The organism is Cardinium endosymbiont of Sogatella furcifera (genome assembly GCF_003351905.1).
GTDB lineage: Bacteria > Bacteroidota > Bacteroidia > Cytophagales > Amoebophilaceae > Cardinium.
The window spans coordinates 956,253-980,671 of sequence record NZ_CP022339.1 but is presented as its reverse complement, the minus strand read 5'-3'; the positions used below and the strand labels follow the sequence as shown (position 1 = coordinate 980,671).

General features: G+C 40.1%; 22 protein-coding genes and 1 tRNA gene. 18 read left to right on the top strand and 5 right to left on the bottom strand.

Annotation, left to right across the window (positions count from 1 at the left end):
- Window positions 1–49: 49 nt before the first annotated feature.
- From CE557_RS04375 to rsmH, 5 genes are all read right to left on the bottom strand, one after another.
- A complete protein-coding gene (locus CE557_RS04375) occupies window positions 50–1,174 on the bottom strand; it encodes a cysteine desulfurase family protein (protein ID WP_114910361.1) in 1,125 nt (374 codons plus the stop codon).
- 430 nt (window positions 1,175–1,604) lie between these two features.
- Window positions 1,605–2,156, bottom strand: coding sequence for a DUF6913 domain-containing protein (locus CE557_RS04370; RefSeq protein ID WP_114910360.1), 552 nt, complete (start codon window positions 2,154–2,156; stop codon window positions 1,605–1,607).
- Complete coding sequence (ligA, locus tag CE557_RS04365; RefSeq protein WP_114910359.1) at window positions 2,153–4,141, bottom strand: NAD-dependent DNA ligase LigA; 1,989 nt, start codon at window positions 4,139–4,141, stop codon at window positions 2,153–2,155. The genes CE557_RS04370 and ligA overlap by 4 nt, the downstream gene beginning before the upstream one ends.
- A gap of 47 nt (window positions 4,142–4,188) precedes the next feature.
- The gene (locus CE557_RS04360; protein ID WP_114910358.1) at window positions 4,189–4,917 is read right to left on the bottom strand and encodes a ZIP family metal transporter; all 729 of its coding nucleotides are present in this window, start codon (window positions 4,915–4,917) and stop codon (window positions 4,189–4,191) included.
- Between the two features lie 57 nt (window positions 4,918–4,974).
- On the bottom strand, window positions 4,975–5,898 hold the full coding sequence (gene rsmH / locus CE557_RS04355; protein WP_114910357.1) for a 16S rRNA (cytosine(1402)-N(4))-methyltransferase RsmH: 924 nt from the start codon (window positions 5,896–5,898) through the stop codon (window positions 4,975–4,977).
- Between the two features lie 589 nt (window positions 5,899–6,487).
- On the opposite strand from rsmH, the gene CE557_RS04350 reads away from it, so the two are divergent.
- The 18 genes from CE557_RS04350 (at window position 6,488) to CE557_RS04260 (ending at window position 24,415) form a co-directional block, all read left to right on the top strand.
- Window positions 6,488–7,600, top strand: coding sequence for an HD domain-containing protein (locus CE557_RS04350; RefSeq protein WP_114910356.1), 1,113 nt, complete (start codon window positions 6,488–6,490; stop codon window positions 7,598–7,600).
- Between the two features lie 52 nt (window positions 7,601–7,652).
- Entirely contained in the window at window positions 7,653–8,705 is a 1,053-nt protein-coding gene (gene mltG, locus CE557_RS04345; protein ID WP_114910355.1) for an endolytic transglycosylase MltG, read from the top strand.
- A gap of 1 nt (window position 8,706) precedes the next feature.
- The gene (locus tag CE557_RS04340; protein ID WP_114910354.1) at window positions 8,707–9,549 is read left to right on the top strand and encodes a lysophospholipid acyltransferase family protein; all 843 of its coding nucleotides are present in this window, start codon (window positions 8,707–8,709) and stop codon (window positions 9,547–9,549) included.
- A gap of 131 nt (window positions 9,550–9,680) precedes the next feature.
- Window positions 9,681–10,463, top strand: a complete 783-nt coding sequence (locus CE557_RS04335) for a hypothetical protein (protein WP_114910353.1) — start codon at window positions 9,681–9,683, stop codon at window positions 10,461–10,463.
- A gap of 919 nt (window positions 10,464–11,382) precedes the next feature.
- Window positions 11,383–12,888 carry a coiled-coil domain-containing protein gene (locus CE557_RS05070; protein ID WP_162790009.1) on the top strand — a complete coding sequence of 502 codons (1,506 nt, stop codon included), beginning with the start codon at window positions 11,383–11,385 and terminating at the stop codon, window positions 12,886–12,888.
- Window positions 12,815–13,417 (top strand): hypothetical protein, encoded by a 603-nt coding sequence (locus CE557_RS04320; protein WP_162790008.1) that lies wholly within the window; start codon window positions 12,815–12,817, stop codon window positions 13,415–13,417. Before CE557_RS05070 ends, CE557_RS04320 begins: the two co-directional genes overlap by 74 nt.
- A gap of 89 nt (window positions 13,418–13,506) precedes the next feature.
- Entirely contained in the window at window positions 13,507–14,493 is a 987-nt protein-coding gene (gene miaA, locus CE557_RS04315; RefSeq protein WP_114910351.1) for a tRNA (adenosine(37)-N6)-dimethylallyltransferase MiaA, read from the top strand.
- A 101-nt stretch (window positions 14,494–14,594) separates the two neighbouring features.
- A complete protein-coding gene (locus CE557_RS04310) occupies window positions 14,595–15,272 on the top strand; it encodes a ClpP family protease (RefSeq protein ID WP_114910482.1) in 678 nt (225 codons plus the stop codon).
- 19 nt (window positions 15,273–15,291) lie between these two features.
- A complete protein-coding gene (gene clpX / locus CE557_RS04305; RefSeq protein WP_114910350.1) occupies window positions 15,292–16,557 on the top strand; it encodes an ATP-dependent Clp protease ATP-binding subunit ClpX in 1,266 nt (421 codons plus the stop codon).
- 10 nt (window positions 16,558–16,567) lie between these two features.
- Window positions 16,568–17,980, top strand: coding sequence for a D-alanine--D-alanine ligase family protein (locus CE557_RS04300; RefSeq protein ID WP_114910349.1), 1,413 nt, complete (start codon window positions 16,568–16,570; stop codon window positions 17,978–17,980).
- Between the two features lie 95 nt (window positions 17,981–18,075).
- Window positions 18,076–18,495, top strand: a complete 420-nt coding sequence (locus CE557_RS04295; RefSeq protein WP_114910348.1) for a single-stranded DNA-binding protein — start codon at window positions 18,076–18,078, stop codon at window positions 18,493–18,495.
- Window positions 18,496–18,703: 208 nt separating this feature from the next.
- The gene (locus CE557_RS04290) at window positions 18,704–20,191 is read left to right on the top strand and encodes a leucyl aminopeptidase (protein WP_114910347.1); all 1,488 of its coding nucleotides are present in this window, start codon (window positions 18,704–18,706) and stop codon (window positions 20,189–20,191) included.
- 197 nt (window positions 20,192–20,388) lie between these two features.
- On the top strand, window positions 20,389–21,570 hold the full coding sequence (locus tag CE557_RS04285) for a prolipoprotein diacylglyceryl transferase (RefSeq protein WP_114910346.1): 1,182 nt from the start codon (window positions 20,389–20,391) through the stop codon (window positions 21,568–21,570).
- A gap of 136 nt (window positions 21,571–21,706) precedes the next feature.
- On the top strand, window positions 21,707–22,234 hold the full coding sequence (gene infC, locus CE557_RS04280; RefSeq protein WP_114910345.1) for a translation initiation factor IF-3: 528 nt from the start codon (window positions 21,707–21,709) through the stop codon (window positions 22,232–22,234).
- 133 nt (window positions 22,235–22,367) lie between these two features.
- On the top strand, window positions 22,368–22,568 hold the full coding sequence (gene rpmI, locus CE557_RS04275) for a 50S ribosomal protein L35 (protein ID WP_114910344.1): 201 nt from the start codon (window positions 22,368–22,370) through the stop codon (window positions 22,566–22,568).
- 125 nt (window positions 22,569–22,693) lie between these two features.
- Window positions 22,694–23,038 carry a 50S ribosomal protein L20 gene (rplT, locus tag CE557_RS04270; protein WP_114910343.1) on the top strand — a complete coding sequence of 115 codons (345 nt, stop codon included), beginning with the start codon at window positions 22,694–22,696 and terminating at the stop codon, window positions 23,036–23,038.
- A gap of 157 nt (window positions 23,039–23,195) precedes the next feature.
- A complete protein-coding gene (prfA, locus tag CE557_RS04265) occupies window positions 23,196–24,275 on the top strand; it encodes a peptide chain release factor 1 (RefSeq protein WP_114910342.1) in 1,080 nt (359 codons plus the stop codon).
- Between the two features lie 67 nt (window positions 24,276–24,342).
- Window positions 24,343–24,415, top strand: a tRNA-Lys gene (locus tag CE557_RS04260).
- Window positions 24,416–24,419: the final 4 nt, after the last annotated feature.

The window sequence follows — 24,419 nt, the reverse complement described above, 5'->3', positions numbered from 1 at the left end:
TCGTGAACAGATACCATTTAGTCTTAACATGCATTCGGTATGTAAACATCTACTTTGCACAACGTTGCGCTAGCAAGGCAACTGTTTTTTCAACCTCTGCAAGGGTCGTATTTTTACTAAAAGAAAAACGTATGGCATGGTGGGTGTCTTTTTGTAAAGCAGCTATAACAGACGAACCCAACGCACTGCCACTGGTACACGCACTACCTGTAGAAGCGGCTATACCATGAATATCTAAATGATAAACCAGCATATCAGACTCACTCCAGTTTGGCAATGAAATACTTAACAAGTGGGGGCTGCTTTGGGTTAAGCTTTCACTATGGCCATTAAAAACAATATCGGGCAGATGCGTTTTTAGTAAAGCGATCATATGTTGCTTGATGGCTAACAGATGGGCGACCACCTTTTGCCTATCACGAACAGTAATTTCTAATGCTTTAGCCATGCCAACAATATGGGCTACATTTTCAGTGCCTCCACGCATGGTTAACTCTTGACTGCCTCCAGTAATAAGGGGTGCAACAGATACAGTTGTATCAATATAAACAAATCCAATACCTTTGGGCCCATGTATTTTATGGGCAGAGCCCACAGCAAGGTGAGAAGACAAGCAGGAAAGAAGCCCACAATAGACCGCCTGAATCGTATCTGAATGCAAAAATGCACCATGGCTTCGGCAAAGCTGCCCCATAGCTGCTATATCTGTTATATTACCAATCTCATGATTGACCTGCATCAGGCTCACCAAAGCACGTGGATGGCGCTTGAGCCATTGCTCTATTTCATCCCACATAAAGTCTCCAGTTTGATCAACCCGCACATAGGATAATTGAATCTTGCCCTGCTTGGCCAACGCTTCTAGAGGCATCCGAACGGAAAGATGCTCCAATGGAGAAGTCAATACATGGGTAATTTGCATGGCCTCTATCATACCTCTTAATAGCATATTATTCCCCTCTGTACCACCAGAAGTAAAGACGATTTCAGCAGGCGCCACATCGCATAAGCGGGCTATTGTTTTTCTAGATTTTTCAAGGGCTGCTTTTGCATGGCAACCATAACGATGCACAGAAGAAGGGTTGCCACATAAATGGGCCATATAAGGCATCATAGCAGCCAATACTTCTGGATCCAATTGGGTAGTAGCTGCATTATCTAAATAGATAGTCATAATAAGGTGTTTAGGTCACACGTATAGCCTAGTATTCAATATCAGTAACCTAGAACAGTCAATGGCGTCAACTTAAGGGACATCTATTCTAACACAGTGATAGAAATGGTTAATGCGTATACGCCGTTGCAAATGTCCGCCAAGTTTTTTTATCGGTGGACATGAACACCTTAAATGGACGCAATGGAAGCAAACGCCAATTAAAATGACAGGTATCTCTTGCTCAAGTTACTGATTTTTTGTCCATTTTTTTATCAAGATATAAGTGGGATAAAATGCATTATGAACCAATGGCGAGAATATATTCTTTTATTTGACAATCAATAAAATATATTCATTAAGTTAACGCTATTGCTAGAACAGTTACACGCTTTTTAATGGATCAAAAGAGGGTGATAAGATGCTTTTATCCAGATAACCTAACCATGCCTTACCCCTCCATACAGCCCGTATAATGCAACATCTGACTGGCTAATCTTTTCGTATCTTCGATGGGCACGGTCCGACTTACCTTTACCATCACTTCAAATAAATTTTTACGCATAGGATCAAAATGTCCCACACGGCACTTGGCGCGCTGTTTGGCTACCAAACAATCTAATACCGAATTGGTAGTCAAATCTAATTGAAACAAATAGTCAAAAGGGGTCTCTATAAACTTTTTGATACGGTCACCTTTTACCTTTCCTAAAATAGTAATGGCATGATGACTAAAAGCATAACGTAAATGACTACTGGGATGCACACGGTCTTTCCCTGTGGTATAACAAAGCACACTAACATTTTTATCCAAGTTTTTTAAATCTCGAATAAAACGTTGCACGACTTCATGTTTGGCAGGGCTATCATAGCTATAGAGTACCCCTATGGTAGTGGCCCGGCTCAACCCTACATTGCTGCGTACCAGTGTCTTATGTTTTGCGAGACAACGGGTAACAATCCCTAAAACAAAAAACTTAAAACTTAAGTATAGACCCATCATTGTATCATCTTTATAAGCTCATCTTCTTCTAAAATGGGAATCGCCCATTGCATGGCCTTGGCCAACTTTGACGGCCCAGCTTTGGTACCTGCTACTAAGTAATCGGCCTTAGTAGAAACAGCAGACAAGACCCTGCCTCCTGCTTGTTCAATTAATTGAATCAATGCCTCCCTGGTATATCTTTGAAAGGTACCTGAAATAATAAAACTTTTTGAGGATAATGGCAAAACGGTATCTACTACCTCTGGTAGGGCAAACTGTAACCCGGCTACTTTCAGTCGGTCAAGCATAGCTTGCTCGTAAGGGTCCTGAAAATAATCCAATAGGCTTTGCACAATCTTCTCTCCAATATCTGGTAGCTGTAAGAGTTCTGCTTTAGTAGCCCGTTGCAAACGGGCCATAGACCTAAAGTGCCATGCCAGTTGCTTGGCTACCGTCTCCCCTACATGCTTAATGCCTAAGGCAAACAATAGGTTGTCAAAAGGTTTGACCTTTGACGCCTGAATATTGGCTAGTAATTTTTGTGTAGATAGCGCTTGAAATCCTGCTAACTGGTTGACGGTCTCGTAGCGCAATGTATAGAGGTCTGCTGCCGTTTGAACCAACTTGGCCGCAAATAATGCATCGACTGTCTTAGGCCCTAATGTATCTATATCCATAGCCCTTCGATGGGCAAAATGCAATAAGGCACCTTTTAATTGAGGTAAACATTGCTGCTTATTGGGACAATAGTAGACAACTGCTCCTGGAGCTCTATGGAACGATGTGCCACAAGCAGGACAGACATCTATAAAAATAATAGGCTGACTGGTTTTATTGCGACGCGCCCTATCCACACCTACTACCTTGGGAATAATGTCGCCTCCTTTTTCAATAAAAATCGTGTCACCCAAATATAGATCTTGCCTAGCGATCTCAGCTGCATTATGCAAAGAAGCACGACGGACCATAGTGCCTGCCAATGGAATAGGACTAAAATGCGCTACTGGCGTTACTGCACCAGTCCTTCCTACCTGAAAGCTTACTTTTTCTAAAATGGAATGGGCCATCTCTGGTTGATATTTATAGGCAATGGCCCAACGAGGCGACTTTGCAGTCATACCAATCAGACGTTGCTGATGGAGGTTATTGACCTTGATCACTATTCCATCTACATCAACGGGTAACTCTTTTTTATGTTGCGCCCAATAATGGATGTACGCCATTATCTCCTTCACATTATGACACAGCTTAAACGTAGTGGAAAAACCCAATCTATCTAACAGCATTAAGGCTGCTGCTTGCGTCAGACAGTCATAAGAGGAGGCATAAAAACTATACCCATGAAAGGCCAATTGACGCTCTTTAACCAAAGCTACATCTAATGTTTTTAATGTACCTGCAGTAATGTTACGGGGATTAGCCCATAAAGGTTCTCCTTGTGCTTGACGTCTGGCATTTAATGCCTTAAAAACAGCCTTGGACATAAAAGCTTCTCCACGCACCTCAAATTCGGCACATGGGGCATCTTGAATGACTTGGGGCAAGGGCAAACATTGACCCACATGGTGGGTTACATCATCTCCTCTTTGCCCATCGCCACGTGTCACTACACGTACCAACTGACCTGCTTTATACAGGATGCTTAAAGCAACCCCATCTATTTTAGGTTCACATATAAAATCTACAGCCGCATTTAGAACCATTTTTTGCACCCTTGTACTAAATTGGTCTATCTCTTTTTCTGAATAGGTTTTAGCCAAAGAAAGCATAGGGGTTTGGTGGTAGACAGCTGAAAAACAAGGACGTTCTCCAATAACCTCAGTGGGAGAGTTAGGGTACTTGAAATGGGGATAAGCCGCCTCCAATTGCACCAACCGTTCTAACAATTGGTCATATGCATAGTCGGAAATCTCAGAGATCCCTTTTTGAAAATAACACTCATTGTAATAGTTAATCAAATCAACTAAACGTTTGATTTCTTCCTTCACGTCAAATGATTCCATAGATGGGTCGCTACCTATTAAAACTTAACCTATCCTTGCCTAGCCCACTACAAGATCCATTCAACAAACGCCGCCAGTCCAGCACCAAATAAACTGATCCACAACGTAAATTGGTTTGAGTGATGATTGGGATTTGCTTCAAAAAGCATGGTAGACGAAATGTACAAAAAATTACCGGTTACAATAGACAATACTATGATGTTACCATAGTCAGAAATATAATGATTGGCATAGCTACTGAGCCACAACCCTATAGGAGAGGCCAAAGAGAACAGTACTAAATAAAACGACATCCGTTTTATGGATAATGTAAATCCACCCAATACACTCATTAAAGCAACCGCCTCTAGAAATTTATGGAGCATCATACCCAACAAAAGACCATCATTGGTAGCATGATGGTCATGGCCATGCGCCAACAGGGTACCATCTAAGAGTGCATGCAGGGCTATAGAAGTCAAAAAAGAAAATAGCTTGTAGTGTTTTACACAGCAGTGACCTGAATCTGACGCCATAGAGTGGCCATGTTCTACGCCCGCACTAAACGTTTCAATAAAACGCTGGAAAAAAAACCCAATCATGATATACCCACCAATATGGATGGGCATAACCTTAGAACTAAAAAGCTCAGGCATGAGATGCAATAAGGTATTGGCCAATAGATAACCTCCCGAAAAGGTCAATAAACGTGGTAAAATCTTTATGGAACATTGCGTAACCACCACTAAGCCACCCAGTAAAGCTGAAATAAAAAGTGCAAAAAACGCTATAATCATTATCCATTCATGATTGTTAAAAGAACCATAGATCTTCTATTTCCTAGTTGAATAGCGCTACGCTACACGTATAGCTACCCGCAACCGTGCGCTGCGGGCACGACTATTCTTACGGACCTCCTCTATAGAGGGGACAAAAGGTTTTTTTTGTAGAGGCACAAAGGGACGCAATAGATTGCCATACGCATCTTGTTGCACCTCTCCCCATACATTCCCTGTATTCAAAAAGTTTTTAACCAACCGATCCTCTAAAGAGTGATAAGAAATAATAGCCAAACGCCCTGCTGGTTTAATCAGCTCTACACTATGTTGTAACAACCGCTCCAATGCTACCAACTCATTGTTCACCTCAATACGCAATGCCTGAAACACCTTTGCAAGGTATTGATTTACTTTTAACTTAGGCGCAAATGGTTCAACAATAGCCTTCAACTGATGGGTCGTTACAATAGGCGCATGGTTGCGTGCCTGGACAATAGCCTTGGCGATAGCGGTTGCACCAGTTACCTCCCCATAGGTATGCAACAGATGGGCCAGCTGATCCACGGTATAGGTATGCACCACCCGCTGCGCCGAATGGGGAACATTAGGATCCATCCTCATATCCAATACACCATCAAATCGAATAGAAAAACCACGCTCCGGGGTATCTATTTGGTGAGAAGAGGTGCCTAAATCTGCCAGCAAACCATCCAATTGTGTGATACCATAAAAGTGTATAAATTCCTTTACAAACTGAAAAGATGCTCTGATAAAGGTTAAAGGTTGACCTGTAAACAATTGGGCCCTTTGCGCAGCCTCTGGGTCTTTATCAAAAGCAAATAAATGGCCACCGGCAAGCGATTCAATCATTCTTTTCGCATGACCGCCTCCACCAAAAGTAAGGTCTGCATAGTTGCCTGTTGGTACAATAGCCAACCCTTTCATCACCTCATCCACCATCACGGGTATATGGTAGTCCTCTGAAATAGTTGTAACCATGAATTAAAATGGTAAATTTTAAATTGGTTGTAAAGATAATGCGCCCATGTGAAAATACCAATAAAACCATTAGCGTATAACTCAAGGGCATCAACAGGCAAACCAGAACGCGCCCGCTGCGCGGGCTTCTAAGGAACTGTTTTTCTAATCCACTGAACAACCGTTCGCCTAAAGACTACAAATTTACTGAAGCGCCAAGTTTTTTATCGGCGGGCATGCACGCTTTAAATTGACACAATGGAAGCAAGCGATAACTAATTGGCATAAACAAGTAGATCCCCCTGCATCAGAAAGAGGTTTTGATCATGTTATCTGATATATGCCATTTTTATACCATAAAAAAAACTAAAATCAATAGATTTATTGTGAATTTAATTATTTTTTATTAATAATAAATTTTACTTTTATTAACCATACATGCATTGGGTTTAGTTGGGTGATTATTACTAGGGAGTCGCTATTTTTGCGATTCGCAAGATTAGTTTGTAACTTTAAAAGAAGAAAATTCACTTTAAGGATCAGCACTAAGTTGGCGTTATAAGCTTAATTAAGAGCGGTTAATGTGAGATTTTTTTTATTATATAGAGTAATGAAAAGACATGAAGTTCCTGATGTAAATACTTGGAATCTGCATCAGCTTGCCAGAGCGGTAAGCCGCAACGCAAATGACACACAACATGCCTGGTCTGCTATCCAGGAAGCCTATGCATGGACAGAACGCTTTGAAGCATACGTGGATCAAACCATACTCAAACGTTGCGTAAAAGATTCGTTACAAGTAGCGATTATTGCTGCTACAGAGATGTCTTTGGATTTGCCTACAGCTATAGCTGCGCTTTTAACACCTCCTTTCTTAGCAGGTTTGATAGAAGCAGCAGCCATTGAAAAGCGTTTTGGCTTAAAAACAGCCTCCATATTAAAGGAGCTAAAAGCCTTAAAGAGCTATAGATTGCGCAGTGACACCATTCGTAACTATCCAAATCATCCCGATATAAATTGTGATCATATTTTAGCTATTTTGCTACAAATCTGTGACATCATTCGCGTACATTGTAGTGGCATAACATTAGAAAACCTGGATTCAGCATTGATCCATTCTAGTGCACACCTACTACTTGCGTTAAAATATTTCTATATCCCACTGTCGCATCGCATGCGGATGTATGATATCCAAACCAAATTAGCAGACTTTTGGTTAAAACATACAGATACACTCAGTTACTATGCCATTACTGCTAAACTTGGGATGACAAAAATAAAACGGCAACAAAAATTAAATCTTATTGCTGAAGAAGTGCAAACGGCTCTGCAAGCACGTGGCATTCATTTTATTATAAAAAAACGGATCAAATCGGTGTATTCTATTTGGCATAAAATTCAAAAACTAAAGGTTAACTTCGATCAAATACATGACCTTACAGCCATCCGAATCATCCTGACCCATATGGATGGAAAAACGCTACAAGAGGAAAAGGTAGCTTGTTGGAGAATGCTAAGTATCATTAGTAACCTTTACAAGCCAATGTGTAACATTATGCGAGATTGGATCAGTACACCAAGAGACAGCAGCTATGAATCGCTCCATCTTACCTTTGAAACCTATAAATATGGACAATTAGAGGTGCAGATACGTACAGAGCGCATGGACTATATAGCAGAACATGGTGAGGCATCACATTGGCGGTATAAGTATACCCTATAATCAACACATCAAACACAAGTATAAAAATTTATTGTACCATTCATCATAATCTATGGTAGAGTTAGCGCCTCTTTATACTACTTTTTGGTCAAAAAAAAGAATACAATGGATGGTTGGGGTAAGCATCTTGGTGGGCATTGCCTTATATGTAGTCCTCTTTATGCCCAATAGTCCCGCCACCAATCGTTTAGTAATTATTCCAAGAGGGTGCACCCGTTGCCAACTCAAAACACAACTAAATGATAAAAGCTATATAAAAAATGGAACTACTTTTTTATGGGCAACCTATTTATTGAAGTACCATCCTAGCCATAGACCGGGCCAATATCGCCTGACTAGTAAGATGAGTAACTGGCAAATGGTTAGAACACTACGAAGTGGTAGACAACACCCTATTCAACTTACCTTTGCCACTGCGGCCAATAAAGCTTCTTTAATAGACCAACTGGTGCGTCCCATAGGCCTAAACAAGGCAACACTATGGGCTTTGCTGGATGATGCCCAACAATTAGCGCCCTATGGCTTTACACCAGAGAATGTATTAACTATGTTTATTCCAAATACCTATGAAGTATACTGGACCATTACTGCCACACAATTATTATCCAAAATGCATCTGGCTTATCAACATTTTTGGCACCCCAAACGGCTAGATAAAGCAAAAAAAATAGGCTTACGCCCCATTGAGGTCTCCATTTTGGCATCTATCGTGCAAGCAGAAACCAACGACCTGCAAGAAGCCGCTATGATTGCAGGCGTCTACCTCAATAGACTCAAACGCAACATGCGGCTTCAATCTTGTCCAATGTTGATCTATGCACTGAACAAAAATCAATCCGGTATTAGAAGGGTGTTGCAACAGGATACCTATATCGATTCCCCGTACAATTCTTATCGTAGAAGGGGGTTGCCACCGGGACCTATTGGTTTACCTAGTGTGGCAATGATTGATGCAGTACTCAATTATATACCCCATGACTACCTGTTTTTTTCCGCCAAAGAGAACTTTTCAGGGTCGCATTACTTTGCGCGTCATTATACAGAACATTTAAAAAATGCCCGTAAGTATAAAAAAGCACTGGATAAGTTAAAAATTATGCGTTGAAATGTCCATTATATACGCTTTATGTTATCTATTGTCTCTTTTACCGCTTCGGCTATTATATGCTATTTCAGATCTATGCTATATAGTGATATACTACCTAATAGGTTATAGGAAAAAGGTAGTAAGGCAAAACCTAACCCATGCATTTGCCAATAAAACAGACCAGCAATGCAATGCCATAGAAAAAAATTTTTACCATCACCTATGTGATTTGTTATTAGAACACATAAAAGCTTTAACCATTACACCATCATTCCTTTTGCAACACGTTACCATGAACGATTTAGCAACGATAGAAAGGTGCTACAAGCAAGGGAAATCGATTATACTGGTTTCTGGCCATTTTGGTAATTGGGAATGGATTGCCCATGCCCTTGCATGGCAAACATCCTATATCCTAACTGCAGGCTACCAACCCTTACACCATGCAAGCACAGACCGAGTGGTATTGCATCTAAGAAGTCGTTTCCAACGAAAAGCTATGCCTATGGCTGCCTTATTCAGGTATATGGCTACCTACAAGGGACCGCCTCAGGCTACCACACTCTTAATAGACCAAGCCCCTTTTGACAAGCACAATGGCTACCCTACGACTTTCTTAACCCAACCGACTACCGTTTCCTTAACCGCTGCCAAGCTAGCCAAAAAGTATAACCAGCCCCTTTTTTACATCCAAATAGACCAAATCAAAAGAGGGCATTACCAAGCAAAACCCATACTACTAACAGCAAGGCCTGCCGAATTACCAGCTCAAGAGATTGCCGAACGCTATATCAGAAAGCTAGAAGCAAACATCCTACAAAATCCAGCCTTATGGCTTTGGTCACATAGAAGGTGGAAATAAAAGAAGATGCATCCAGGGCACTTGGATAAGTTTCAGCATTTACTTACCATATAGAAATGGAGCGATACTTAAGTAGCAAGCTACAGATTAAGTGCGCTATAGCAGCATATTCACAAATAAAAAACAAACAGATGCAATTCATAAAAAACAAAACCACCCATACAACGAAATACCTACTAACCAGCAGCGTGCTGATACTCAATGGACATAACTTATGCACCGGTAATATACCACTACAATCTAATCAAACCAGTCAAAAACCAACTACCCTGTACAGCCCAATGAGGTATCAACCAAACATGCAAGAAGGCTTTATACAAAAAGTGCAACAGCTAAAAGATTACTCTCGTGACGTAATCCATCTCTGCAATCAGCTCATAAAAGATGCTAACCAAACCACAGATAGTCTAGATAATGATGCAACAAGCCCTATGCCATCGATGGATGATCAAGCAAACGATAGCGGGTATCAAAGCGAAGATAGCTATGACGCAATATCGTCTTCATCATTCAATAGATCTCAAAAGAACGCATCGCGCACATATCCCCTACCATTACAGGACAACAGATATCCGCAGCTATACAACGAGCCATGGGACAAACTCAACCATAAGTCTACCCAAACGGAACCTACACACGAAGGACCTACGCAAATAGTCAATACAACACAAGCGTCTATTTATGACGAAGTGCCTGAAGAAAATATATATGAAGAGATAGCCAACAAAGATACGCAGCCTATTGATGGAAAGGTACCAAACGAAGAAGAAAAAGAAGAAGAAGAAGAACCTATATATGAGGAAATAAAAGAAAACGACCAAGCAATAGAACAAAACCATACAAAACAAACAAACAATAACGGTAGGTCTACAACCACATATTATAAAAATGGGATACTTTGCACTGATTTGTAAGGTACAAAAGGTGCTATAAGCTGGTTCATAACTATACAACCAAACGGTTATACCCAATCTGAAGCGTATCTGTTCAGACAATAGCGTCAACTTAAGGAATATCTATTCTAACACAGAGACAGAAATGGCTAATGCGTATACGCCGCTGCTTATGTTCGCCAATAAAAAGTTGGCACACAGTAAAAGTAATGAACCGAGCTGTTTTTCCATCTGTAAAATGGCACTTTCAGCGACTTTTTGCCGAGGGCTTGATTTTTTGTCCACTTTTTTATTAAGAAAAAAGTGGGGTAAAACCCATTATTAACCAATAGCGAATATATATATGTATGTATATATATACATTTGAAAATCAGCAAAAATAATCCTTAAGTTGACGCCATTGGCTGAACAGATACAAAAGACCAGTGATTTGAATAGATACAAAATATTTTTGCCTAAAAACCACACCACTGAAAAGATACAAACATAGTCATCCCATACCTTTATCAGCAGCCACTATACCCTTCATTAGCTTCAATAGAAACCGTAACGCACAAAACCTAAAAAGCCACCACAAAAGCAAGTAGGATACCAAAGTCAAAAAACCAAAACAAGACCCAAGTCGATTGACTAGCAAAATCAATATAGTTATTCTATATTTGCATAGAATTGTAAATATTTAATATCCATACAATAAAAAAATAAGAGCACTCTTTTTGGCTGGTTTAACTGCAACTGTTGGGGGTCGGTTTTTGAAAATAAAGTCCCACGCATATTCAATCCAAAGGGAAGACTTACCAAAGGCTAATTACTTGGCCAGTAATGATTGTGTTATGCGTTTCAAGAGACATACATTGAGCTTCAACTCAAGTTATCTTAAGCATCAACAAACAGAAATTTACTGATCAAAGTTTTAATTAAAACTAGCCAAATGCATGCCATGAAATATATACTAAAGCTTTTTGTTTGTTTTATTTTTATAGTGGCATGTAAGTGCAATACAACCAAAATCCGCTTACCCGTACACCTTTCAACCAATCAGAAAAATAGCTATGGCCCTGTAGCCATTTCATCCACAGACGCTGGTGCAGTAGTATGCATTGGATCAAATAATAGAGTCGTTATAGATACCACTACTCTAGTAGATCAGAGAAAAAAGGGCATAAATACTTTAGCATCAGATCACCCAAATAACGTCACCCCAGATGGCCCATCTATTACCATCACCTCAACAGAATCTGGCGGAATAGTAATAGTTGGAGCTAATAATACGATCTATAGTAGCCAAATAGTTAGTCAACAGAATGTAAATTTGAAAAAAGAGAAAAAGAAAAAGAGGAAAGAGAAAACAAAGGATGATAGTAACAATAAAAAAGCAGAAGAGGAAATAGACGAAGCAGAAGAGAAACTGAAAAACAAAAAAGAAATACTAGATCAACTAAAAAAAGACATAAAAGCAGTAGAAAAAGAAATAGACAAAGCAAAAGAGGAAAGAGACAAAGCAAAAGAGGAAAGAGACAAAGCAAAAGAGGAAAGAGACAAAGCAAAAGAGGAAAGAGACAAAGCAAAAGAGGAAAGAGACAAAGCAAAAGAGGAAAGAGACAAAGCAAAAGAGGAAAGAGACAAAGCAAAAGAGGAACTAAAAGACAAAAGAAAAATACTAGATAAACTAAAAAAAGACATAAAAGAAATAGAAAAAGAAATAGAAGCAATAAAAGCAGCAGCAGAGAAAGCAGAAGAAAAACTAAAAGAAGAAGAAGAAAGAAGAAGACAAAAAGAAGAAGAAGAAAGAAGAAGACAAAAAGAAGAAGAAGAAAGAAGAAGACAAAAAGAAGAAGAAGAAAGAAGAAGACAAAAAGAAGAAGAAGAAAGAAGAAGACAAAAAGAAGAAGAAGAAAGAAGAAGACAAAAAGAAGAAGAAGAAAGAAGAAGACAAAAAGAAGAAGAAGAAAGAAGGTTACTGCGTCAACAAATAACATCGCGCATAGAAGAAGGATATAGAAAACTAAATGTGTTCCATCTCTCAGATTGTGAAACACAACTAAAAGATCTAGACAAAACAATACAAAAACTAACAGACAGAAAAAAACCGCCACTCCAAACGATCAACAAAATGAAGGAAACAGGGGAAATGGTAAGAAAAGCAATAGAAGATTTAAGAGATATAAAGGAAATTTTAAAAAAGATTGAAAACGAACTAAAGAGCACAGATATAGACAAAAATCGTTTGAACGAGTTAAAAGCAGTCGTAGATCGAAATGTTGATATACTAACCAAAGAACTACAACCACAAGAAAATAATACATCAGGAAAAAACGAAAAAAGAAAGAATAAAATATACGAGTTGATACAACAGATAAAACAAGTAATACTTGATAGCAAAGCGAAAAGAGACAAACAAGAACCGGACAACAAAAGCAATCAAAAGAAGAAGAAGAAGAAGTAAACAAGAAATAAGGAGCATAACCCATAACACTCACATGCGTACCATTACATTTATATTAAGCAGATATTTTTACTTTGCTATTTTAATAGCATGTAAATGCGAAACAAATCCTCAAAGAGTACCCATACCATCTTCAACGAATCAGACAGAACCTAGCGATAAACCTATAGAAATTTCATCAACTGAATCCTATGCAGCGGTATGCATTGGATCAAACAATACAATAACTATAGGTACAAAGGATCCAGCAATCCAGGCCGAAAAAAGCACAAGAGATGTAAATAACAGCATGACAAGGCACCAAAATAACCTACCCCTTGACGGCAGACCTATAACCATCAAAGCAACACACCCCAAGGGAATCGTATCAATTGGATCTGGTAATAGCATCCATATATCTATGCCTACCGAACAACCGAATCAAAATTCAACAGAACCAGTACCTACAAAAGAAAAAAATGATAATAATGATGATGAGGAGGAGAAGGATGAAGAGGATGAAGAGAAGGAGACAGATGGAACCAGCTAGCATCCGTAAAATAGTAGCCATACCAGTGACAACAACAACCAGAAGATGTGAAAATAACTAGAAAATAACTAAAGTAATCAATATAAGCCATGCGTCCCAGCGACACCCTCACAGCCAAACGTAAACACCTCATCGTTATAGTGGGTCCAACGGCTATAGGCAAAACTGCATGCTCCATCCAACTAGCGGAAGTCCTTCAAACAGAGATTCTATCAGCTGATTCCAGGCAATTTTATCGTGACCTAGTAATTGGTACGGCACAACCTACACCAGCAGAAATGAAGGGCATCCCCCACCATTTTTTAGCTTTCCTACCGATTCAAGAAAATTATACAGCTGGTAGATTTGCTCAAGAAGCCTTAGAAAGGCTCCATACGCTCTTTACTTATCAAGATGTAGTCATTGCAACCGGTGGCTCTGGACTCTACCTCAAAGCACTTTGTGAAGGGCTAGCGGAAATACCTACCCTACCACCCAACCTACGTACTACCCTTAATGCTGCTTTAACACAAAAAGGCCTACCCTACCTCACCCAACTGCTGGCAGAAAAGGACCCCATCTACTACCAGACCGTAGATCTTAATAACCCTAAAAGGATCATCCGGGCATTAGAAGTATGCCTGGGTACAGGCATCCCCTATTCCACCCTACGCAACCAACAAACCCAAACAGCCAGGCCCTTTAATAGGATAACCATAGGACTAACTCAGGATAAACCATTGCTGCACAAACGGATCAGCCTGCGTGTGGATGCTATGATGGAACAAGGATTGCTCCAAGAAGTTGAAAAACTATATCCCTACAAAACAACCAACGCTTTGCAAACATTGGGCTATAAAGAATTATTCGACTACATGGATGGCCAATGCAGCTTAACAGAAGCGATACACCATATCAAAACCAACACAAAGCAATATGCAAAAAAACAAATGACTTGGTTTAAAAAAGATAAAAATACAATCTGGTTTGCACCTGATGACCTACCTAACATACAAACCCATATTCGTTCTATTATAGGCACTACACAACCATTTGTTCCTTCCATGGCAACACCAAAACCGAATGACAGGAATTGAGTAAAATATAAAATACACATTTGGTGAATACATTATTTTGTACTACCTTTCAAGAAAATGCCTATATAGGCGCCAAGACAAAATTTACCCTCCATTACTTTATGTTAGATCAAAAAGAATTTAAAAAATTTGCAGTTAAAAATGGTTATGCAACTGGCTTGCAGGTTCACGACTATGTATCAGATATTGAAAATATGACACGATCCGTCATTGAACAACGACCCGCACATTTTAGAGAGGTGGATGTCTTCTCCAGGCTGATCATGGACAGAATCATTTTTTTAGGCACACAAGTAGATGATAACATCGCCAACATTATTATTGCACAACTGCTCTTTTTACAGTCTGTGGATGCCAAGAAAGATATTTTACTTTATATCAACAGTCCAGGAGGATCTGTATACCCAGGATTAGGTATTTATGATACCATGCAATATATTTCGCCTGATATCGCTACGATCTGCACAGGCCTTGCTGCTTCCATGGCTGCTGTACTATTGGCTGGAGGGGCGCACAACAAACGGTCTTCCCTACCACACGCCAGGATTATGATCCATCAACCCCTAGGCGGTGCCAAAGGAACCGCTGCAGATATGGAAATTACCATACAGCAAATCATTGAAATTAAAAAGGATATTTATAATATTCTATCCAAACATACTGGTCAAGATTATGCTTCTGTAGAGCGCCATTCAGACAGGGACTACTGGATGCGTGCAAATGAGGCAAAAGAGTATGGAATTATTGATTTTGTGCTAGAAAAAGAGAAAAAAAATTAATCATACAATTATTACCATTATGAAAACCCATTGTTCTTTTTGTAAAAAAGCGAGTGAGATAGTCAGTATGATGGTAACTGGTCCAGAAGGACGTATTTGTGACCAATGTGTGACACAAGCTGCACAGATTATTCAACTTCAAAAAGAAGATAACGTTATCAACGATATCAAACCGGTTAATCTACTGCGACCACAGGAAATTAAGGCCCATTTAGATGAATATGTGATTGGGCAAGAAGAAGCTAAAAAAGCATTATCTATTGCTGTTTACAACCACTATAAGCGTCTGGCCCACTCAGCAAGTATAGAAGATGATGTAGTCATTGAAAAGTCGAATATATTGTTGGTTGGAGAAACGGGTACAGGTAAGACCTATTTAGTCCGTACGCTCGCACAAATGCTAGAAGTACCTTTTTGTATTATAGATGCAACGGTTTTAACAGAGGCAGGTTACGTTGGAGAGGATGTGGAAAGCATCATTAGTCGCTTGTTACATGCGGCCAACTATGAGGTTACGGCAGCTGAGCGGGGGATTGTGTATATAGATGAAATAGATAAAATTGCACGCAAGGGGGACAATCCATCCATTACCCGCGATGTAAGTGGAGAAGGGGTCCAACAATCCTTGCTGAAATTATTAGAAGGCTCTATTGTGAATGCACCACCACATGGTGGCAGAAAACACCCAGACCAGAAGCTCACAGCAGTCAATACAGAAAAGATCTTGTTTATTTGTGGAGGCGCTTTTGATGGTATCGCCAGAACCATTAGCAATCGAATCAATTTTAATACGATAGGATTTGAATTTTGCGCCAAACGTAGCGCCAAAGTAGCGGATAAAGATATGCTAAAATATGTTGCTGCATCAGATATAAAAGGGTATGGGCTCATTCCCGAATTAGTAGGGCGACTTCCGGTTATAAAAGGACTTGAACCACTTACAAAATCTGACTTGCGTCACATTCTTACAGAACCTAAAAATGCATTAATTAAACAATATATTAAACTATTTGCCATAGATGGCATTGCACTAACCTTTACAGAAGAAACCCTTGATTTGATTGCAGAACAGGCCATAGCACTTAAACTAGGGGCTAGAGGGTTGCGTGCTATCTGTGAAAGCATTATGGGAGAAGTAATGTACACCGCACCATCCTTAAAAGATCAACAAAAATTAGTTATCGATAAAAAGTATGCCCTAGAGCAGCTTAGTAGAACACGCTTAGAGCTACTCAGACCAACAGATACAAACAGCCAGGATGGAGGATTAAAAAAAATGGCCTAATTGTTTACCAATGCCTATTAACGTAGGAATATTTTTTGGCGGGCAATCTAGAGAACGTGAGGTTTCTTTTGCAGGTGGACGCACGGTTTATGACCACTTAGATCGCAAAATATTTGCCCCAGTGCCTATATTTGTAGATAGTCTGGGGAACTTTATCCTACTCCACCCACAATACCTCTACCAGGGTACGATTCGGGAGTTTTATCCATCTGCTGCTGTAGCTAATTTTGAGGGAATCCCTCTATATATAGAATCATTGCCTGCTACTGAAAGTCATACCCTATTCATAAAAAAGATAGGAAAAAAAATAGAGCCTGCTGATTTTTCTAAATATTTCGATGTCGCTTTTCTCTGCTTGCATGGCCCTTATGGAGAAGATGGAGCCCTTCAAGGGCTATTAGAGTGGTATCAAATCCCTTATACAGGGTCTGGTATATTACCAGCTGCACTAGGAATCGATAAAATATTTCAACAAAAGCTTTTGCAACAGGCAGGTTTTTTAGTGCCACCTTCTATGCTTTTAACGCAAAAAGAGTGGCGCAACAGAGCTGATACCAATAAACTATTAGACCAAGTCATCGCTGCGGTTGGCCTCCCTTTCGTTGTGAAAAGCAGCAGACAAGGTTCCTCGATAGGCGTGACTATTGTACACCAACATGACCCCCATGCCTTTACAGCAGCTGTGCATAAAGCATTCTTTATGGAAACCATTAGCTATGATAGCTGGAAAAGCCATACACCAGCAGATCAAAAAGCTTGGTTCAATAGGCTGATAGATCCGCGCGAGGGGATCGGATTTCCTCTGCTGGTAGCAGACCAAGTTTTCTATACCCCCCATGCATTACTAGACTACCTAACGCTTTATTTTCAAAAGCACCAGGAGCCGATTCTATTAACCAGCACACAAGCAGAAGCAGTCATTATTATAGAAGCTTTTATAGAAGGACGGGAATTTTCTTGTATTGTACTAGAAGCAGAACAAGACCACCCCATTGCACTCCTCCCAACCGAGATGCACAAAGGGAAGCTGCATTTTGACTACAGAGCAAAATATCTACCTGGTATTGTACGAAAACAAACCCCTATGGTGCTATCCCCCCCCCTACTCGATGCAATCCGTAAACAGGTTATTGCCCTCTTCCAACTACTGGATTGTCAGGTATATGCGCGTATAGATGGATTCATCACGCCTAAAAACGAAATCATACTAAATGACCCCAATACTACAGCCGGTATGCATCCTGCTTCTTTCTTATTCCACCAAGCAGCAGAAATTGGCCTTCACCCTACGCAACTGCTTACCTTTATTATTAAACGCTCACTTGAAGTAAGAAGGGATAAGGGGCATCTTATTGCTGGTTCCCTGCTCAAAAGGCTAGAAGCTAGTCTATGCTCTCCTTCCCCAATTAATGTCTCTCGCTAACTGCCTTCCATAACCGTACAACCTACTTGCAAAGCAAGTATGAATGTCTTAGATTGGGCAGAGATGCAAATTATTTTTATGTTCACGATCGATATATGGCAAGCGTTAATAAAGTGATTCTTTTAGGCAATCTAGGCAAAGATCCAGAAATACGCCACTTAGAAAATGGGCGCATGCGGGTACAACTTACATTGGCTACCCATGACACCTATAAAACAAAAGAAGGAGAAAAAATAAACCATACCGACTGGCACGAAGTAATACTTTGGACACCCCATGCAGAAATTGCTGCGCAATATTTAAGCAAAGGCAAACAAGTATACATAGAAGGAAAAGTAAACCATAGGTGCTATACGGACAAAGATGGACAACAAAAGCATGTTATACAAATTGTTGGCCAACATTTGGTATTATTAGGTGGCAATAAAACGAAATATGATAGCGTACACGTAATCAACTATGCATCTAAAAATAGGTCCCACGAAAACGATGATATAAACGAACTACCCCTATAACACAACTGTATAAAAGTATAGTCTATGCAAATCACCCCTTCAATAGAGCGGATCAATAACAGGGAGAGCCATTTTTAAGCTTTTAAGTGGCTATCTATTCTTTATTATTGTTTATATTTAAACCTATCTTACTTATACCCAGCTGTGTTGCAGCACTTAGTAGAAAAGCAAAAGCTATTTACTTAAAATTTTAAAATGACTATTTACTATGCAGTATCCTAATTTTCAATTTCTGAGCAACCAAGCATCACAAGTAGCACAGGGTTGTTATGCATTTGGTATCTTTGAACAGAACGATACTACACCTGAGACTACGCATCTGACTGGTCTGCCTTTTTACAACGATATCGTGCTGCCTTTGATACAAGAGTCGCAGTTTACTGGCAAGCAAGGGACAACTGCTATAGCCAACTGCTTGCCTACAATAGGTAAAGTGATATTAGTGGGTCTAGGCAAAAAAGAAGCCATTGATGAAGAAGCCATTCGACAAGCTGCAAGCTTGGTCTATAGGACATGTGCCCAATTGCATAGTCCATCAGTAGTCATTCATTTTATGGCACTATTAAATGACAAAACTTACTTAAAAGCTTTTGCCGAAGGCATCTTCTTATCTGCTTATGTAGACGAACGTTTTAAGTCCAAAAAAGATACCACAACCACTTACCTAAAAAAGGTAGATCTACTCAATGTGGTAGAGGACCACCCTACCATTCAATTGGCACAAAAGATTACAACAGGTGTTCATCTCGCAAGAGACTTAGTAAATGCACCAGCCAACCATGTAACCCCCTCTATGTTGGCTCAAACCGCCACTGAATTAGCCCAAAAGTATCACTTGGCGTTAAAGATTTTAGAAAAAGAGGATTGTGCACGCTTAGGTATGGGTGCCTATCTTTCGGTTACACAAGGTTCTAGCGAGCCGCCCAAATTCATTCACCTCTGTTATAAACCAAAATCAATGACTCAGCCATCCTCTAAGATTGCCCTAATAGGCAAAGGGGTCACCTTTGATTGTGGTGGACTGAACCTAAAAACAGGGAATGCACAGATTGAGTTAATGAAATTTGATATGGCTGGTGCAGCAGCAGTGCTTGGCACAGCAGAAGCGATTGGTGCGATTCAACCCAATAAAGAGGTGCATTTTATTATCGCTGCGACAGAAAACATGATTAATGGCAGCGCCACCAAGCCTGGCGATGTAGTAACGGCTTCTAATGGTAAGACCATTGAGATAGACAATACAGATGCCGAAGGTAGGCTAACCCTAGCGGACGCACTGGTCTATGCAGAAAAACTCGGTGTAGATGCAATTGTGGATTTAGCTACCCTAACAGGTGCTATGGTCGTTGCACTCGGCACACGTATAGCCGGGATATTTGGCACCGATTCAGCGCTGATCAACAGCCTGATGGCTGCTTCTCCAAGAACAGGTGAAAAAATTTGGCAAATGCCATTAGAAGAATCTTACCTTAAAAGTATGGATTCGATTATTGCCGATATGCGCAACACAGGCAATAAAAAAGGTGGAGGATCGATTACCGCTGCACTATTTTTAAAGCAATTTATTGAAAAAACAGCTTGGGCACATTTAGATATCGCTGGTACCGTATGGAAAGAACAACCTTGTACCTACCATAATGCGGGTGCCACAGGTTTCGGTGTACGCTTGCTAGTAGATTGGCTCCTCAATAGTTGAGTGTTTATCCGTTAAGGTCCTATCCGTATACCTTGCGTGCATGCATAAATGGCTGCCCAATCACATTGGATGGTCTTTGATTAAACGCCATCCAATGCCTAATGGTATCGTAGGCATAGCCTTATTTGACGTTAGAAAAGCTTTGGTAGCCTTAATAAATCTTATATCCTATCTTCAATTTATCTATCCTAACATTTATGCTAAACACCATTATATGGGATGTATCTCCAGAGATATTCACCAAAGGGTTCTTAAATCTGCGCTGGTATAACCTGCTCTTTGCTACTGGTGTATTGGGAAGTTGTTCCATTGGCTATTATATGTTTGCCAAAGCAGGTAAAGACCACAAAGCCATTGAGCAACTAAGAAATTATATTGTAATTAGCATAATGGTTGGCGCTCGTTTAGGACATGTTATTTTTTATGAATGGAGCTATTATAAAGACCATCTCTTAGAAATATTTCTACCTGTTACCTTCTCCCCTTCCTTTAAAATAACGGGCTTCAGCGGCTTAGCCAGCCATGGGGCTGCCATTGGAATGGTGCTTGCTGTATTGCTATATGTAAAACGGATTAAGTTTTCTATTTCCCCTCTCCGTATCCATTTTGAAAACCGTCGCTCCCCTGGGGAATTTCTATGGATCTGGGATCGTCTGGCTATGCTCATTGCTTTGGGTGGTGCATTTATTCGCATTGGCAATTTTATGAATTCTGAAATCATTGGCAAACCAACTGGCTCTAACTATGGCGTAGTATTCGCTAGGGAGTTACATGAGCACCTATGCAAACAGCATGCTTCAACGATTCAAAGTCTAACCATACGTAAAGCATCTATATCGCACATCCCAGCGATAAAAGCTCCTTATCAGCCCATTGAATTGGCTATTGCGTTTAAAGAGACGATGACCGATGAAAAAATGGTTAAAAGATTCCTAGAGCAATCTTTAAAAAATCATTTAATACAAGAATCCTACTTTAACACATCACCAAAAATCTACGAAACCTACGGTACCCCACTATCCTACACCTTACAAAAGCAAAATGGGGGCTATCAAGCACATGTCTATACTTGGGGCATTCCAAGACATCCCGCACAATTGTATGAGTCCTTCTCTTGTATTTTGATTTTTATCATACTGTTTCTATGGTTGCGCCAGCAAGGCCAAAGATTAGCACCCGGTCGCATCTTTGGCACCTTGATAGTAACCATTTTCTGCCTCCGTTTTTTTTATGAGTTCTACAAAGAAAATCAAGTAGCATTTGAAGATAGCATGTGGTTAAACATGGGGCAGTGGCTCAGCGTTCCTTGGATTATAGTAGGCCTATTTTTAGTATTCCGACCAGCCGCTAAAATAGCGCCAAAAGATCATCTAAAATAGATAGTCCATAAAGGCCTTCTAGGTTTTTGCCTGGATGGATTGAAAATTTATTTACATATTTGTATATTAACCTTCTAGCCAGCAACATACTGGTTAAGTTGATGCCTATAGCAGACCATAATCAATATTTGGCCATTTGAAAAACATAATAAAAGAAACCCATAATGTAAACGAGCGTATCGCTGCATCAGAGGTACGTTTGGTTGGTGATAATGTCGTTGCCGGTGTGTATAGCATTCGTGAAGCCTTGGCCATTGCCGCAACGCAAGAGCTGGACTTAGTAGAAATTGCGCAAGGCAGTGATTTCCCTGTTTGTAAGGTAATGGATTATGCTAAATTCAAATACTTGCAAAAACGAAAACATAAGGAGATCAAAAGTAATGCGCAAAAAGTCGTCATAAAGGAAATCCGCTTTGGCCCCAATACAAGTGATCATGACTTTGATTTTAAGTTAAAACATGCCATTAACTTTTTACAAGGAGGAGCTAAAGTTAAGGTCTGTGTTAAATTTGTAGGCAGGGAGATTATGTTTAAAGAAAGAGGCGAACTCATCTTACTTAGATTTTCACAAGGATTAGAGGCCTATGGAAGGGTAGAGCAATTGCCTAAACTAGAAGGCAGAAAAATGAGCCTCACCATAGCGCCCTTAGCAGGTAAAAAATAGGGGTGTTTTTAAATGGAGATTGCTGTTATTTGAAGATTTTTTACTACATTTAAGGTTCTTGTAGCGTTATACTTGAACTAGCGCTACTTATGAAGCATTTGCGTGCATTCAACCATTAAACCCGTTATAACGTATGCCAAAAGTTAAAACACATTCTGGTTCAAAAAAAAGATTTCAGGTGACAGGTAGAGGCAAGATTAAGCGAAAGCATGCTTTTAAAAACCATTGCCTGGCAAAGCACATTAAAAGCACAAAGCAAAAAAGACACCTTACACACAGTACACTGGTGCATACAACCAATGTACCCACTATTCGTAAACTGCTCGCTATCTAGCTCTATCTTTCTTGCGCCATGAGATTGTTTTGCACAATGCGCTTATATGCGGCATTTGTAGGAAGCAAGGCGCACAACATTACAGCATAAGTATTATACCATAAAATTATAAATTTGAAGAAAACATGCCAAGGTCAGTTCATGCGGTCGCTTCAAAAGCACGTAAAAAGCGGGTATTAAAATTAGCAAAAGGTTACTGGGGCAAAAGAAAAAATGTTTGGACCGTAGCTAAAAATGCAGTTGAAAAAGGACTTTTATATGCTTATAGAGACCGAAAAACAAAAAAAAGAACGATAAGGTCATTGTGGATACAACGCATCAATGCAGCAGCTCGCCTCCATGGCATGGCTTACGCACAGTTCATGGGCAAGCTTAAGCAAAGCAATATGGAGATAGATAGAAAAGCACTAGCCGATCTAGCTATGAACCACCCAAGCGCATTTAAGGCTATTGTACAAAAAGTAGCGTAAAAGGAAGTTATTTGGCTAGCACTTCAGCAGCAACCTACTGCCTAGTATCCTTTAGGCTAGTGTTGTATGCCTTTTTAGGCAATATTACCGGAAGGCTGAATGTACGACAACGGCAGCAATATATGGACATACGGTTAAGCAGATAGATCAAAAACATATGATTGAAAAACTCAAGTCCATCAAAGAGCGGTTTCATGAGGTAGAAGCAGCCATCTATCAACCCGATGCCTTAAATGACATGAAGGCTTATGCGGCACTCAATAAGGAGTACAGAAAGCTATCCAAAATTGTCCATTTATACCAAGACTACGAACTGGTATTAGAAAATATAAAAGAAGCTAAAGCAGTATTACATACGGAAAAAGAAGAAGCCTTCCGTGAGATTGCCAAACAAGAGTTATCCTCTGCTTTAGATAAAAAGGCCCATCTAGAAACACAATTACGCGATGCACTTACCCCCAGTGACCCCAATGACAGTAGAAACATTGTATTAGAGATTCGGGCTGGTACTGGCGGGGACGAAGCCGCCCTTTTTACCGGGGATCTTTTTCGCATGTACAAACGTTTTGCAGAAAAAATGAAATGGGATTTTTCCATTGTATACACCATAGAAGGTACGGCTGGTGGATGGAAGGAAATGGTCTGCACCATAGCTGGTGAAGATGTATATGGCCTTATGAAATATGAGTCTGGGGTACATCGTGTACAACGGGTCCCTACTACGGAAACACAAGGCCGTATACATACTTCCGCAGCCAGTGTAGTGGTGCTACCAGAAGCAGGGGAAGTAGAAATCAACTTGGATTTAAATGATATCCGCAAGGATACTTTTTGTTCTTCTGGTCCAGGTGGCCAATCGGTCAACACGACCTATTCAGCTGTACGGCTGACCCATATCCCCACTGGACTGGTGGTATCCTGCCAAGATGGCAAGTCGCAAATTAAAAATTATGAAAAAGCCTTAAAGGTATTGCGTTCCCGCCTCTATGATATGGAAGTGAAAAAACAACAAGAAGCAATTGGTATAGAACGCAGATCTATGGTCAAGCGAGGTGACAGAGGAGACAAAATCAGAACCTATAACTTTCCCCAGGCCCGTGCAACCGATCATCGCATTGGCTACACCGAACATAATTTAGCAGCTATATTAGATGGGGCTATACTAGATATGATCAAAGCACTACGCGTGGCAGACCATGCAGAGAAATTACAAGCAGGAACAGAAGGGAGCCTGTAGCATTAGGTAGTAATAATTTTTATTTTCACTAAAAATTGAATAAATTTACCAATATCCAATTAATGTTGATCTCGTAGCTCAGCTGGTAGAGCATCTCCCTTTTAAGGAGAGGGTCCTGGGTTCGAGTCCCAGCGGGATCACATT